General features: G+C 65.5%; 13 protein-coding genes. 7 read left to right on the forward strand and 6 right to left on the reverse strand.

Annotation, left to right across the window (positions count from 1 at the left end; genetic code table 11):
* Position 1: 1 nt before the first annotated feature.
* The 5 genes from AC0Z2B_RS27655 to gloB form a co-directional block, all read right to left on the reverse strand.
* On the reverse strand, positions 2-1,840 hold the full coding sequence (locus AC0Z2B_RS27655) for an extracellular solute-binding protein (RefSeq protein WP_476300896.1): 1,839 nt from the start codon (positions 1,838-1,840) through the stop codon (positions 2-4).
* Positions 1,837-3,663 carry an extracellular solute-binding protein gene (locus AC0Z2B_RS27660; protein WP_476300903.1) on the reverse strand — a complete coding sequence of 609 codons (1,827 nt, stop codon included), beginning with the start codon at positions 3,661-3,663 and terminating at the stop codon, positions 1,837-1,839. Before AC0Z2B_RS27660 ends, AC0Z2B_RS27655 begins: the two co-directional genes overlap by 4 nt.
* Before the next feature lie 70 nt (positions 3,664-3,733).
* On the reverse strand, positions 3,734-3,964 hold the full coding sequence (locus tag AC0Z2B_RS27665; RefSeq protein WP_416425316.1) for a hypothetical protein: 231 nt from the start codon (positions 3,962-3,964) through the stop codon (positions 3,734-3,736).
* A 121-nt stretch (positions 3,965-4,085) separates the two neighbouring features.
* Complete coding sequence (locus AC0Z2B_RS27670; protein WP_476300897.1) at positions 4,086-5,552, reverse strand: transglycosylase SLT domain-containing protein; 1,467 nt, start codon at positions 5,550-5,552, stop codon at positions 4,086-4,088.
* A 99-nt stretch (positions 5,553-5,651) separates the two neighbouring features.
* On the reverse strand, positions 5,652-6,431 hold the full coding sequence (gloB, locus tag AC0Z2B_RS27675; protein ID WP_476300899.1) for a hydroxyacylglutathione hydrolase: 780 nt from the start codon (positions 6,429-6,431) through the stop codon (positions 5,652-5,654).
* Between the two features lie 83 nt (positions 6,432-6,514).
* Between gloB and AC0Z2B_RS27680 the strand changes: the two genes are divergently transcribed.
* Both AC0Z2B_RS27680 and rnhA read left to right on the forward strand, forming a co-directional pair.
* Complete coding sequence (locus tag AC0Z2B_RS27680) at positions 6,515-7,273, forward strand: class I SAM-dependent methyltransferase (RefSeq protein WP_416425313.1); 759 nt, start codon at positions 6,515-6,517, stop codon at positions 7,271-7,273.
* A gap of 19 nt (positions 7,274-7,292) precedes the next feature.
* Entirely contained in the window at positions 7,293-7,742 is a 450-nt protein-coding gene (gene rnhA, locus AC0Z2B_RS27685) for a ribonuclease HI (RefSeq protein ID WP_158153797.1), read from the forward strand.
* A 116-nt stretch (positions 7,743-7,858) separates the two neighbouring features.
* On the opposite strand, the gene AC0Z2B_RS27690 is transcribed toward rnhA, so the two are convergent.
* On the reverse strand, positions 7,859-9,028 hold the full coding sequence (locus AC0Z2B_RS27690; RefSeq protein ID WP_476300900.1) for a MalY/PatB family protein: 1,170 nt from the start codon (positions 9,026-9,028) through the stop codon (positions 7,859-7,861).
* Between the two features lie 277 nt (positions 9,029-9,305).
* Here AC0Z2B_RS27690 and AC0Z2B_RS27695 point away from each other — a divergent pair, with 277 nt between their 5' ends.
* The 5 genes from AC0Z2B_RS27695 (at position 9,306) to AC0Z2B_RS27715 (ending at position 13,593) form a co-directional block, all read left to right on the forward strand.
* Positions 9,306-9,551, forward strand: coding sequence for a type II toxin-antitoxin system ParD family antitoxin (locus tag AC0Z2B_RS27695; protein ID WP_416425310.1), 246 nt, complete (start codon positions 9,306-9,308; stop codon positions 9,549-9,551).
* Positions 9,544-9,834, forward strand: a complete 291-nt coding sequence (locus AC0Z2B_RS27700; protein WP_476300901.1) for a type II toxin-antitoxin system RelE/ParE family toxin — start codon at positions 9,544-9,546, stop codon at positions 9,832-9,834. The genes AC0Z2B_RS27695 and AC0Z2B_RS27700 overlap by 8 nt, the downstream gene beginning before the upstream one ends.
* Positions 9,835-9,899: 65 nt before the next feature.
* Entirely contained in the window at positions 9,900-10,658 is a 759-nt protein-coding gene (gene dnaQ, locus AC0Z2B_RS27705) for a DNA polymerase III subunit epsilon (protein ID WP_416425308.1), read from the forward strand.
* Positions 10,659-10,792: 134 nt separating this feature from the next.
* Positions 10,793-13,048, forward strand: a complete 2,256-nt coding sequence (locus AC0Z2B_RS27710) for an Orn/Lys/Arg family decarboxylase (RefSeq protein WP_476300902.1) — start codon at positions 10,793-10,795, stop codon at positions 13,046-13,048.
* Positions 13,045-13,593, forward strand: coding sequence for a GNAT family N-acetyltransferase (locus AC0Z2B_RS27715; RefSeq protein ID WP_416425306.1), 549 nt, complete (start codon positions 13,045-13,047; stop codon positions 13,591-13,593). The genes AC0Z2B_RS27710 and AC0Z2B_RS27715 overlap by 4 nt, the downstream gene beginning before the upstream one ends.
* The last annotated feature ends 31 nt before the right edge of the window (positions 13,594-13,624 follow it).

A 13,624-nucleotide genomic window follows, 5' to 3' on the forward strand; every position in this document is an offset into this window, starting at 1 on the left:
CTCAGCGCTCCTTGCCGGGCGAGTCGGTGTCGGTGGTAATGGGGATGGCCGGCTTGACGTCCGGCTTGGCCCACCAGGTCATGGTGCCGACGTCATAGCGCGGCGACACGGCCGGGTGGCCCAGGTGGTTCCAGTAGGCCACGCGCCAGGTCTTGATATGCCAGTTGGGCACCAGGTAGTAGTTGTTCAGTAGTACCCGGTCGAGGGCGTGGGAGTGGGCGATCAGGCTCTTGCGGGTGTCGGCGTTGATCAGGCTCTCGGTGAGCTGGTCCACGGCGGGGTCCTTGATGCCCATGATGTTGTAGCTGCCGCTGCGGTCGGCGCTGCTCGACTCCCAGTACTCGCGCTGTTCGTTGCCCGGCGAGTCTGACTGCGGGAAGCTTGAGACCATCATGTCGAAGTCGCGGTTGCGCCGGCGGGTGACGTACTGCGAGGCGTCGACGCGGCGCAGCACCAGCTCGATGCCGAGGTCGGCGAGGTTGCGCTTGTAGGGCAGCAGCACGCGCTCGAACTCGGGCTGGGCCAGCAGGAACTCGATGCTCACCGGCTTGCCGCTGGCGTCCACCATGCGGTCGTTGACCACGTGCCAGCCAGCCTCCAGCAGGAGCTTGTAGGCTTGGCGCTGCTGGTCGCGGATCATGCCGCTGCCGTCGGTGACCGGGTTCTTGAACGGCGTGGTGAACACCGCGTCGGGGACCTTGCCGCGCAACGGTTCGAGGATTTTCAGCTCTTCGGCGTCCGGCAGGCCGGAGGAGGCCAGGTCGGAGTTTTCGAAGTAGCTGTCGGTGCGCGTGTAGGCGCCGTTGAACAGCTGGCGGTTGCTCCATTCGAAGTCGAACAGCAGGCCCAGCGCCTGGCGCACGCGCACGTCCTGGAACAGCGGCCGGCGCAGGTTGAAGACAAAGCCCTGCATGCCCACCGGGTTGCCGTTGGGCAGCTCTTCGCGGATCAGGCGTTTCTCGCGCACTGCCGGCACGTCGTAGGCGGTGGCCCAGTTCTTTGCGGTCATCTCCAGCCAGTAGTCGAAGGCGCCGGCCTTCAGGGCTTCCAGGGCCACGTTGTTGTCGCGGTAGTAGTCGGTGGTCAGCACGTCGAAGTTGTACGAGCCGCGGTTGATGGGCAGGTCCTTGGCCCAGTAGTCCTTGACCCGCTCGTAGCGCACCGAGCGCCCGGCATTCACCGCCGCCACCTTGTAGGGGCCGCTGCCCAGGGGGAATTCGAGGTTGGCGCGGCTGAAGTCGCGGGTGGCCCAGTAGTGCTTGGGCAGCACCGGCAGCTGGCCGAGGATCACCGGCAGCTCGCGGTTGTCGCGGGTCTTGAAGTCGAAGCGCACGTGCAGCGGGTCTTCGGCTTCCACCTTGGCGACGTCGGCGTAGTAGGTGCGGTACAGCGGCGAGCCGTCCTTCATCAGCAGGTTGAAGGTGAACACCACGTCGTCGGCGCGCATGGGCTGGCCGTCGTGGAAGCGCGCCTCGGGGCGCAGGGTGAAGCGCACCCAGCTGTTGTCAGGGGCCTTCTCGATGGTCTTGGCCACCAGGCCGTATTCGGTCAGCGGTTCGTCCAGGCTCTGGCGCGCCAGGGTGTCGTAGATCAGGCCGATGTCGTCGGCGGGTACGCCCTTGCTGATGAACGGGTTGAAACTGTCGAAGCCGCCCGAGGCGGCGTTGCGGAAGGTGCCGCCCTTGGGCGCGTCGGGGTTCACGTAGTCGAAGTGCTGGAAGTCGGCCGGGTACTTGGGGGCCTCGTTGTACAGGGTCACGGCGTGCTGCGGGGCGGCGCAGGCCAGCCCGCTCAGCAGCAACCCGCAGGCGGCCGGCAACAGGGCGCGTAGGCGCGTCATGGGTGGGTCTCCACAGGCTTGAGCCACCACGTGTTGAGGCCCAGGGTATAGGGCGGCGTGGTGACGAAAGCGAAACGGTTGCGGTAGGCCAGACGATGGGCGTCCAGGTACCAATTGGGAATCATGTAGTGCTGGGACAGCAGCACGCGGTCCAGGGCGCGCGCGGCGGCCACCTGGTCATCGCGGCTGTGGGCGGCCAGCAGGTCGTCGAGCAGGTGGTCGACCACCGGGTTGGCGATGCCGGCGTAGTTCTTGCTGCCCTTGACCGTCGCCTGGCTCGAGTGGAAGTACTGCCACTGCTCGAGGCCGGGGCTGAGGGTCTGGTTGAGGGTCATCAGAATCATGTCGAAGTCGAATTGGTCCAGCCGCTGCTTATACTGGGCGCGGTCGACGGTGCGCAAGCGCGCATCGATGCCGATGCCGCGAAGGTTTTCGACATAAGGTTGCAGGATCCTTTCCAGCCCCGGGTTCACCAGCAGCAACTCCAGGCGCAACGGCTGCCCCTGGGCGTTCAGCAGGCGCTGGCTGTCGAGCTTCCAGCCGGCGTCGGCCAACAGCCCCAGGGCGCGGCGCAGGGTCTCGCGCTCGATGCCGCGGCCCTGGGTGACGGGCACGTTGTACGGCTGGGTGAACAGCGTGGCGGGCAGTTGCTGACGGTAGGGTGCCAGCAGCAGGAACTCCTTGCCGGCGGGCAGGCCGCTGGCGCTGAATTCGCTGTTGGGGTAGTAGCTGGTGGCGCGGCGGTAGGCGCCGTTGAACAGCGCGCTGTTGGTCCATTCGAAGTCCAGCAGCAGGCCCAGGGCCTCGCGCACGCGCACATCGGCCAGGGCCGGGCGCCGGGTGTTGAAGAACAGGCCCTGGGTCTGGGTGGGGATCTGGTGCTGGATCTGCGCCTTGATCACGTCGCCGCGCAGCACGGCGGGGTAGTTGTAGCCGTTGGCCCAGTTCTTCGCCTGGTGTTCCAGGTAGATGTCGAACTCGCCGGCCTTGAAGGCTTCGAAGGCCACGTCGTTGTCGCGGTAGAACTCCACCTCCACGCGGTCGAAGTTGTACTTGCCGCGGTTCACCGGCAGGTCCTGGCCCCACCAGTCCTTGACGTGCTCGAACACCAGGCGCCGGCCCGGCACCACCTGGGTGATGCGGTAGGGGCCGCTGGTGACCGGTGGCTCAAAGGTGGTGGCCTGGAAGTCGCGGCCTTGCCAATAGTGCTCGGGCAGCACCGGCAGCTCGCCCATGCGCAAAATCAGCAGCGGGTTGGCGCTGCGCTTGAACACGAAGCGGATGCGCTGGGGGCCGAGAATGTCCACGCGCTGCACTTCCTGCAGGCTGGTGCGGTACTGCGGGTGGCCTTCCTTGAGCAGGGTGCGGTAGGAGAAGGCCACGTCGCGCGCGGTGATCGGCACGCCGTCGTTGAAGTGCGCCTCGGGGCGCAGGTTGAACACCACCCAGCTGCGATCTTCGCTGTATTCCACGCTCTTGGCGATCAGCCCGTAGCTGGACGTGGGCTCGTCGCCGGACGGGTCGTACTGGCCGGTGCCGACCATCAGGGTTTCGTTCTGCTCGCTGACGCCGTACTGGATGAAGTTCGGCGTGCTTACCGGGCTGCTGCCCTTGAAGGTGTAGGGGTTGAGCGTGTCGAAGGTGCCGAACGCCATCACCCGCAGGGTGCCGCCCTTGGGCGCCTGGGGGTTGGCCCAGTCGAAATGGGTGAAGCTGGCCGGGTACTTGAGGGTGCCGAACTGGGCGTAGCCATGGCTCTGGAACACCGTCGCGCCAGCGTGACAGCTCAGGACCAGGCCTAGTGAGAGCAGGAGCGAACGCATCAAGTCAGAGATCCGATTTATTACCGGTACAGTAACAGTTTGTCTCTGGTTGAAGAAGAGTCCGCCGGGCTTACTCGGTGGCGGCCGGAGGTTGGGTAATGGCCTTGACCTTGGCTTCGATGTCCAGCCGCTCTTGCTGGCTGAGCACGCCGCGGTCCCACAGCTCCATGGCGGCGGACAGCACCCAGCCGTGGTAGAAGGCGCGGGACACGTCGCGAGTCTCGGCGGCCAGGGCTTCGAGCACGGCGTCGAGGTGGGCGAGTTTGCGGGCTTTGAGCGCTTCAGGGGTTTCGGTGGTCATGGAGATGCCTTGCGTAAAAGGTTTCGCGTAGGAGCCGACCTTGGTCGCGATGGTAGCGCCGCGGTGTGTCAGGCGCGGCCTCATCGCGCGCAAGCGCGGCTCCTACGGGGATGTGGGGGTATCAGCGGTCGCGGTAGACGACCAGGGTCTGGCCTGGCTTCAGCGCGCGTGCGGTGTTGGGGTTCCAGCGCTTGAGGTGGTTGACCTCGACGTTGAAACGCTGGGCCACCACGTACAGCGAATCGCCCTTGCGAATCTTGTAGCGGGTGGCGACCTGGCCGCTCTTGCCGCCCTTGCTGGTGCGTGCGCTGGCCACGGCGGTGGTCTTGCCACGGGCCTTGGTGGCAGGACGGCTGTTGTCCTGCATCACCAGGGTCTGGCCGACCTTCAGGTGCATGCCCGACAGCTTGTTCCAGTGCTGCAGGTCTTTCACGTCAACCTTGTTGGCGCGGGCGATCAGGCCCAGGTTGTCACCGCGCTTGACCTTGTAGGTGCGGCGGCGTGCCGGCATGTCCACGCGAGCCACGTCTTCGACGAGCTTGCGCTTGGGCGCCAGGGTCAGCAGTTCCTCGGGGCCCATCTTGGCCAGGCTCTCCGTCAGCAGGTGGGCCTTGGCGGTTGGCACCAGCAGGTGCTGGGGGCCGTCCACGGTGACGCGCTGCTTGAGGGCCGGGTTGAGCTGGAACAGCTCGTCCTCGTCGATGTTGGCCAGCGCCGCGACGCGGCCCAGGTCCATCTGCTGGTTGACCTCCACCACCTCGAAATACGGCTGGTTGGCGATGGGGTTGAGGTTCACGCCGTAGGCCTCGGGGGACATCACCAGCTCCGACAGTGCCAGCAGCTTGGGCACGTAGTCGCGGGTTTCCTGGGGCAGGGGCAGGTTCCAGTAGTCGGTGGGCAGGCCCAGCTTCTCGTTGCGCTCGATGGCACGGCTGACCGTGCCTTCGCCGGCGTTGTAGGCGGCCAGGGCCAGCAGCCAGTCGCCGTTGAACATGTCGTGCAGGCGGCTGAGGTAGTCCAGCGCGGCAGCGGTGGACGCGGTCACGTCGCGGCGGCCGTCGTAGAAACGGGTCTGGCGCAGGTTGAAGTAACGGCCGGTGGAGGGGATGAACTGCCACAGCCCGCGGGCATCGCTGCGCGAATAGGCCATGGGGTTGTAGGCGCTTTCGATCACTGGCAGCAGGGCCAGCTCCAGCGGCATGTTGCGTTCTTCCAGGCGCTCGACGATGTAGTGCATGTACAGGCTGCCGCGGCCGCTGGCGTTTTCCAGGAAGGACGGGTTGCTGACGAACCACAGGCGTTGTTGCTCGACCCGCGGGTTCACCGCCACGCCATCCTGCAGCTGGAAGCCCTGGCGCATGCGTTCCCAGACGTCCTGGGGCGCTTGCTGGTGGGCCTGTTGGGCATCCGGGAAGATGGGTTTCTGCTTGATGCGTGCGTTCAGGCTGTGCAGCCTGACGCTCTCGGCATCCGGAACCTGGCCCGTGCTTTGGCAGCCCGCCAGAATCACCGGCAGGGTCAGCGCGATGGCCTGTGCCAACCGCGTCAATGCGTCTGAATTGAAGGGCTTTCGAGTGTTGGACGACATTGGCTGGGAAGGTGATCCGGGCAAAAATGTCGGGCGATTCTAGAAACTGCCCACCCCCGGGTCAACCTTTCAGAATTTTTGGACGCAAGCGCGAGGGCTTTAGAACTTATCTTTCCATGCCCTAAGCGCAGCAAAAACGGCCACGGGAGAAGGGTTTACGACGCCTGTCCGTTCGTCTGCTTTTTTTCTGACACCTGCTTCATTGACACGCAAAAACGGGTTGGTCTGCAATTCCAGGGCCATGCTTGATGGCAGGGTGATGCGATTTTGCTCGCGCAGGGCGGTAACGTCAGCGAAACGTTGGGCAAGCTGCGGGTTTTGCGGTTCCACCGCGCAGGCGAAGCGCAGGTTGCTCAAGGTGTATTCGTGGGTGCAGTACACCGCAGTGGCGGCGGGCAGGGCGGCCAGGCGCTGGAGCGAATCATGCATCTGCGCAGGCGTGCCCTCGAACAGGCGGCCGCAACCGCCGGCGAACAGGGTGTCGCCGCAGAACAGCAGCGGCGTCTCTGCCTGGGCGTGGTAATAGGCGATGTGGCCCAGGGTGTGGCCAGGTACGGCCATCACGTCGAAGCCCAGGCCCAGCACCTCGATGCGGGCGCCGTCGTCCAGGGCCACGTCGCGGGCCGGGATGGTTTCATTCGCGGGGCCGTACACCGTGGCGCCGGTGGCCTGCTTGAGCTCGGCCACGCCGCCGACGTGGTCGTGGTGGTGGTGGGTGACCAGGATGTCGCTCAACTGCCAGCCCGGGTGGGCGGCCAGCCAGGCCAGCACCGGCGCGGCGTCGCCCGGGTCGACCACGGCGCAGCGTTTGCTTGCAGCGTCTTGTAACAACCACAGGTAGTTATCGGTGAAGGCTGGCAGTGCGTCGATCTGTATCATGGCGCGATTCGCTAAGCGTTGAATAATGGTGCATCTTAGAACCTGTTGGGGCTATTGGTGAACCTCTTCGATGGGAGAAGGCAATGACCGATAAAGCGTTTGCGCAGGCCGACCCGGAGTGGCTGGAGTTGATCGGCCAGGCCAGGGACTGGTTCGAGGGCCCGTTGGGCCAGTTCCTGCTCACTGAAGAGCAGGCGTTGCTGGAGGAAGAGCTGGGCCGTTTCTTCGGCGGCTACCTGGTGCATTACGGCCCCAGCGCCCAGCTGCCACCCCAGGCCCCGCAGGTGCAGCGCAACGTACGCCTGGGCGCGCCGCTGCCGGGGGTGGAGATTGTCTGCGAGGAACAGGCCTGGCCGTTGAGCGAGCACGCCGCCGACGTGGTGGTGCTGCAGCACGGCCTGGATTTCAGCCTGTCGCCACATGGGCTGCTGCGCGAGGCGGCCAGCGCCGTGCGTCCCGGCGGCCACCTGATCATCGTCGGCATCAACCCCTGGAGCGCCTGGGGCCTGCGCCGTGCCTTCGCCCATGATGCCCTGCGCAAGGCGCGCTGTTTTTCCGCCTCGCGGGTGGGTGACTGGCTCAACCTGCTGGGCTTTGCGCTGGAGAAACGCCGGTTCGGGTGCTATCGTCCGCCGCTTGCGTCCCCCGCCTGGCAGGCACGCCTGGCCGGCTGGGAGCGCCGCGCCGGCCACTGGCAAAGTGCCGGTGGCGGCTTCTATATATTGGTCGCGCGCAAACTGGTGGTGGGCCTGCGCCCGCTGCGCCAGGTGCGTCGCGAACCCATGGGCAAGTTGATTCCGTTGCCGATGGCCAAGGTCAATCGACGCAACAGCGAACCCTGACATCGACGGATAGGTAGTAATGAGCGATAGCGTTGAAATCTTCACCGACGGCGCCTGCAAGGGCAACCCGGGCGTCGGTGGCTGGGGCGCCCTGCTGGTATGCAAGGGCGTGGAAAAGGAACTGTGGGGCGGCGAGGCGGCCACCACCAACAACCGCATGGAGCTGATGGCGGCCATCCGCGGCCTGGAAGAACTCAAGCGCCCTTGCGAGGTGCTGCTGGTGACCGACTCCGAGTACGTGATGAAGGGCATCAACGAGTGGATGGTCAACTGGAAGAAGCGCGGCTGGAAGACCGCCGCCAAGCAGCCGGTGAAGAACGCCGACCTGTGGCAACTGCTGGATGAGCAGGTGGGGCGCCACACCGTGACCTGGAAATGGGTACGCGGCCATACGGGCCACCATGGCAACGAGCGGGCGGACCAGCTGGCGAACCGTGGGGTGGATGAGGTTCGCGCGCTCAAGCGCTGACGTTCGAACCCGTAGCCGCTGCCGCCAGGCTGCGCTGGCCCCCGAGTACACTGCAGGCTCCCAGTGAGGCACCGGGCCAGCGCAGCCTTCGGCAGCGGCTACAGATTGCGTGATGCCTAGCGGGCCTTCAGCGCCCGCTCCATCCGGGCAATCCCTTCCTCCAGCAGCGCCCGCGGGCAACCGAAGTTCAAGCGCACGAACTGCCCACCCACCGCGTCATCGAAATCGGTGCCTGGGCTCAGCCCCACCTTGGCTTCCTTGAGGAAGAAGGCGTGCGGGTCGTTCAGCCCCAGCGCCGTGCAGTCCAGCCACGCCAGGTAGGTGCCTTGTGGCAGCGTCATGGTCACGCCCGGCAGCCGGGTGGCCACGGCGTTGGCCAGGTAGTCGCGGTTGGCCTGCAGGTAGGCGGTCACCTCGGCCAGCCATGCGCCGCCATGGGTGAAGGCCGCCTCGGTGGCCACCAGGCCCAGGGTGCTGACGCTGTCGACCATGCCCAGCCGCGCGTTGTTGAAGCGGTGGCGCAGCGAGGGGCTCTTGATCACCGCGAAGGCGTTCTTCATGCCGGCGATGTTGAACGCCTTGGTGGCCGACATCAGGGTGATGGTGCGCTGGGCGATGTCATCGTTCAGGCTGGCGATGGGAATGTGCTTGCGCCCGTCGAACAGGATCTGCGCGTGGATCTCGTCGCTGATCAGCAGGGTGTCGTGGGCCACGCAGGCGTCGGCGATGGCCTGCAGTTCGGCGCGTTCGAACACCTTGCCCAGCGGGTTGTGCGGGTTGCTGAGGATCATCGCCCCGGCCTGGCCCAGGGCCTGGTCCAGCGCCTTCAGGTCAGTGGGGTACAGGCCGTTGGCGTCCACGTGGAACGGCAGGTCGATGCGTGGCAGGTTCCAGTGCCCGGCGGCGTTCAGCAGCGGTCGGTAGTTGGGCGTCTGCACCACCACCCCGGCGCCGGGTGCCAGCAGGCCATTGAGCGCCATGTTCACGCCGCCTTCCACGCCGGGCAGGAACACCAGCTCCTCGGGCGCCACCTGCCAGTCGAACAGCTCGCGCAGGGCCTTGACCAGAGTACCGCGCAGGCTGTCCTGGGCCACGCTGTAGCCCAGCATCGGGTGCATCAGGCGATCCTGCAGGGCCTGGACAATGCCCGGTGCCACGGCGAAGTCCATGTCGGCCACCCACATGGGCAGCACGTCGGCGGGGAAGCGGCTCCACTTGGTGCTGCCGGTGTTGTGGCGGTCGTGGACGGTGTCCAGGTTGAATGTGTTGGCCACGCGGGTCTCCATGGGTTGGGCGGGCGAGGGCGATAATATGCGGTATTTTTGCTGGTGCTGCACTTGTGGAGACGGCTACCGGCCTTGGGCGCCGCCTGGTGGCAGCTGCTACGGAGACATCTCCTCTAACAAAGCAATCGTTGCCTGGCTGTCCCTGATTGGTAGGCTCGACGCCTGACAAACGGGAAGCGCCATCGTGACTTCAACAAACATCTCCACACTCCGCGCACAAGACTGCACCAATAGTATGATAATCTGCGACAGCAGACTCAGACCCTTAGGTGAAATCATGGCCACGGTACGCAAAACCATCACCCTGACCGACGCGCAGGACAGCTGGATCAAGGCCCAGATTGATTCTGGGTTATACACCAATGACAGTGAATGCATCCGCGACCTCATTCGTCGCGAGCAGGAATATCGGCATAGTCGCGACGCCATTCGTGCCGCGCTCATTGTCGGTGAGGCCAGCGGAGAGCCTCAGCCCTTCGACGCCGAAGCGTTCAAGCAAAGAATGACCACCACACGTGCCTGAATATCGTCTGACGCCAGCTGCCGTGGCGGATCTCGAAGGCATATGGCGGTACACGGAGCAACGGTGGGGCGTTGAGCAGGCCAACGCTTACACAGATGCACTGACACGAGCGTTCGGTGACTTGGCAGCTCGTCCATCCAAAGCAAGGGCGTGCAATGAAATTCGAGAGGCTTACCGCCTTATCACGATCGAGCATCATACGGTCTACCTGACGGTACAGATTTATGGCATCGCCATTGTGCGGATCCTGCACAAGGCAATGGACGCACCGCGACACCTCTAACAGCCCCCACTTATGCTAAAGTGCGCGGCTGTCCCCGCTGTTGAAATGACGAGAGTGTTGCACCCATGGCGACGAGATACGTAGTCCTCGATACTGAAACCACCGGCATGCCGGTCACCGATGGTCACCGGATCATCGAAATCGGTTGTGTCGAAGTCATCGGCCGGCGCCTGACCGGGCGCAATTTCCACGTCTATTTGCAGCCGGACCGCTCAAGCGACGAAGGCGCGATCGGCGTGCACGGCATCACCGACCAGTTCCTGATCGGCAAGCCACGCTTTGCCGAGGTGGCCGAGGAGTTCTTCGAGTTCATCAAGGGCGCCGAGCTGATCATCCACAACGCGGCGTTCGACGTTGGTTTCATCAACAACGAATTCGCCTTGATGGGCCAGCAGGACCGGGCCGACGTCACCACTTATTGCACGGTGCTCGACACCCTGGCCATGGCCCGTGAGCGCCACCCCGGCCAGCGCAACAGCCTCGACGCCCTGTGCAAGCGCTATGGCGTAGACAACTCCGGCCGTGAACTGCACGGCGCGTTGCTCGACTCCGAGATTCTGGCGGACGTCTACCTGGCCATGACCGGTGGCCAGACCAGCCTGTCGCTGGCTGGCAACTCCAGCGACGGCGCCGGCGACGGCTCGGGCAACCAGGGTAGCGAAATTCGCCGCCTGCCCGCCGACCGCCGCCACGCCCCGGTGATTCGCGCCAGCGAGGCCGAGCTGGCCGAGCACGAGGCGCGCCTGGCAATCATCGCCAAGTCGGCCGGTGCCCCGGCGCTGTGGAGCCAGCTGCTGGAAGCGGAGCAGGGCGCACCCGCCTGATAGCGCTTTGCCCCTGAATTATCCAGGGGCGACCTTTTATTACACCCGCACCGTCTTGCCTGACACGCAGGCCGCCAACCTTCTACCCTGAGACCATGGGCCGCCTTTTTGCGGCCGTCTCGGGGCTGCCTGCGATGTACAAAGACCTGAAGTTTCCCGTGCTGATCGTGCACCGCGACGTCAAGGCCGACACCGTGGCCGGCGCGCGGGTGCGGGGCATTGCCCAGGAACTGGAGCAGGAAGGATTCAGCATCCTGCTGGCCACCGACGACGCCGAAGCGCGGCTGGTGGCGGCCACCCACCATGGCCTGGCCTGCATGCTGATTGCCGCCGAGGGCGCCGGCGAGCACACCCACCTGCTGAAGAACATGGTGACGCTGATTCGCCTGGCGCGGGTGCGCGCGCCAAACCTGCCGATTTTCGCCCTGGGCGAGCAGGTGACGCTGGAGAACGCCTCGGCCGATGCCTTGAGCGAACTCAACCAGCTGCGTGGCATCCTTTACCTGTTCGAAGACACCGTGCCGTTCCTGGCCCGGCAGGTCGCCCGCGCTGCGCGCAATTACCTGGATGGCCTGCTGCCACCGTTCTTCAAGGCGCTGGTGCAGCACACCGCGCAATCCAACTATTCCTGGCATACCCCCGGCCACGGCGGTGGCGTGGCCTACCGCAAGAGCCCGGTGGGCCAGGCGTTCCACCAGTTCTTCGGGGAAAACACCCTGCGCTCGGACCTGTCGGTGTCGGTGCCCGAGCTTGGGTCGCTGCTCGACCACACCGGGCCGCTGGCCGAGGCCGAAGCGCGGGCCGCGCGCAACTTCGGCGCCGACCACACCTTTTTCGTCATCAATGGCACCTCCACCGCCAACAAGATCGTCTGGCACGCCACCGTCGCCCGCGGCGACCTGGTGCTGGTGGACCGCAACTGCCACAAGTCGGTGCTGCACGCCATCATCATGACCGGCGCCATCCCGCTGTACCTGACGCCGGAGCGCAATGAACTGGGCATCATCGGCCCCATTCCCCTGGGCGAGTTCAGCCCGGGGTCGATCCAGGCCAAGATCGCCGCCAACCCGCTCACGCGCGGGCGGCCGCCCAAGGTCAAGCTGGCGGTGGTCACCAACTCCACCTACGACGGCCTGTGCTACAACGCCGAGCTGATCAAGCGGACCCTGGGCAGCAGCGTCGAGGTGCTGCATTTCGACGAGGCCTGGTACGCCTATGCCGCCTTCCATGAGTTCTTCGCCGGCCGCTACGGCATGGGCACCACCCGCAACGACGACAGCCCGCTGGTGTTCAGCACCCACTCCACCCACAAGTTGATGGCCGCGTTCAGCCAGGCATCGATGATCCACGTGCAGGACGGCGGCCTGCGCCAACTGGACCGCGACCGCTTCAACGAAGCCTTCATGATGCACATCTCTACCTCGCCGCAGTACAGCATCATCGCCTCGCTGGACGTGGCCTCGGCGATGATGGAAGGCCCGGCCGGGCGCTCGCTGTTGCAGGAAATGTTCGACGAGGCCTTGAGCTTCAGGCGTGCCCTGGCCAACCTGCGCCAGTCGTTCGGCGCCGATGACTGGTGGTTCAGCATCTGGCAGCCGCCGGGGGTGGAGGGCGCGGAGCAGGTCAGCACCGGCGACTGGCTGCTGGCGCCCGAGGCCGACTGGCACGGCTTCGGCGAGGTGGCCGAGGACTATGTGCTGCTCGACCCCATCAAGGTGACCCTGGTGATGCCGGGGCTGACCGCCTCGGGCGCCTTGAGCGAGCACGGCATACCGGCGGCAGTGGTCAGCAAGTTCCTCTGGGAGCGCGGGCTGGTGGTGGAGAAGACCGGGCTGTATTCGTTCCTGGTGCTGTTCTCCATGGGCATTACCAAAGGCAAGTGGAGCACGCTGCTCACTGAGCTGCTGGAGTTCAAGCGCAGCTACGACGCCAACGTCGAACTGATGCAGTGCCTGCCCTGCGTGGCGCGCCTGGACCCGGTGCGCTACCAGGGCATGGGCCTGCGCGACCTGTGCGACCAGCTGCACGGCTGCTACCGCAGCAACGCCACGGCCAAGCACCTCAAGCGCATGTACACGACCTTGCCCGAAGCGGCCATGAGCCCGGCCGACGCCTACGACGCGCTGGTGCGCGGTGAAGTGGAAGCCGTGCCCATAGACGAGTTGCCGGGGCGCATCGCAGCGGTCATGCTGGTGCCTTACCCGCCGGGCATCCCGTTGATCATGCCGGGGGAGCGCTTCAGCGATTCCACGCGTTCGGTGATCGACTACCTGGCCTTCGCCCGCGCGTTCGACCAGGGCTTCCCCGGCTTTGTCGCCGACGTGCACGGCTTGCAACACGAATACGGCCCTTACACGGTCGACTGCATCAAGGAGACCGAGAAGTCATGAGTACGGTCAACCCGGCCATTGCCGTGCGCCTGGCGGATGACGCCTTCGCGCCCTATGTGCTGGACAGCGAATACGCCTTCGAGGTGCGCGGTTATGCGTGCCCGCAGATCGGCAAGCCCGTGGCCCAGTGGCCGGTGCAGGCGGTGGCGCCGTACCAGAAGTGCTACGGCATCGACCCGGACGAGTTCCGCAGCTACCGCGACAAGGACGACAGCGCGATTTTCGTCGCCTGGCTGGACGGCCGCCCGGTGGGGCACGTGGTGGTGAGCACCAACTGGAACGGCCTGGCCCACGTCGACGAACTGGCGGTGCACGCCCCGGCCCGCCGCCATGGCGTGGCCCGCGCCTTGCTGGGGGTGACGCAGTGGTGGGCGCGCAAGAAGCGTCTGCCGGGGATCATGCTGGAGACCCAGAACAACAACCTGGCGGCGTGCCGATTGTATGAAGGCTTTGGCTTCGAGCTGGGCGGCATCGACCACCTGCGCTACCGCGGCATCGACCCGCAGACCAGCGAGGTGGCGATGTTCTGGTATTTGATGTTTTAGGCCTTGGACGCGGCCTGCGGCCGCTGCTACG

It is taken from the genome of Pseudomonas sp. GYB4201, assembly GCF_056312595.1.

What these genes read in the sequence shown, in the direction of transcription:
- AC0Z2B_RS27665 (WP_416425316.1), bottom strand. Translation starts at nt 3,964, where the DNA reads ATGACCACCGAAACCCCTGAAGCGCTCAAAGCCCGCAAACTCGCCCAC.
- AC0Z2B_RS27715 (WP_416425306.1), top strand. Translation starts at nt 13,045, where the DNA reads ATGAGTACGGTCAACCCGGCCATTGCCGTGCGCCTGGCGGATGACGCC.
- AC0Z2B_RS27690 (WP_476300900.1), bottom strand. Translation starts at nt 9,028, where the DNA reads ATGGAGACCCGCGTGGCCAACACATTCAACCTGGACACCGTCCACGAC.
- gloB (WP_476300899.1), bottom strand. Translation starts at nt 6,431, where the DNA reads ATGATACAGATCGACGCACTGCCAGCCTTCACCGATAACTACCTGTGG.
- dnaQ (WP_416425308.1), top strand. Translation starts at nt 9,900, where the DNA reads ATGGCGACGAGATACGTAGTCCTCGATACTGAAACCACCGGCATGCCG.
- AC0Z2B_RS27660 (WP_476300903.1), bottom strand. Translation starts at nt 3,663, where the DNA reads ATGCGTTCGCTCCTGCTCTCACTAGGCCTGGTCCTGAGCTGTCACGCT.
- AC0Z2B_RS27695 (WP_416425310.1), top strand. Translation starts at nt 9,306, where the DNA reads ATGGCCACGGTACGCAAAACCATCACCCTGACCGACGCGCAGGACAGC.
- rnhA (WP_158153797.1), top strand. Translation starts at nt 7,293, where the DNA reads ATGAGCGATAGCGTTGAAATCTTCACCGACGGCGCCTGCAAGGGCAAC.
- AC0Z2B_RS27680 (WP_416425313.1), top strand. Translation starts at nt 6,515, where the DNA reads ATGACCGATAAAGCGTTTGCGCAGGCCGACCCGGAGTGGCTGGAGTTG.
- AC0Z2B_RS27670 (WP_476300897.1), bottom strand. Translation starts at nt 5,552, where the DNA reads ATGTCGTCCAACACTCGAAAGCCCTTCAATTCAGACGCATTGACGCGG.
- AC0Z2B_RS27655 (WP_476300896.1), bottom strand. Translation starts at nt 1,840, where the DNA reads ATGACGCGCCTACGCGCCCTGTTGCCGGCCGCCTGCGGGTTGCTGCTG.
- AC0Z2B_RS27710 (WP_476300902.1), top strand. Translation starts at nt 10,793, where the DNA reads ATGTACAAAGACCTGAAGTTTCCCGTGCTGATCGTGCACCGCGACGTC.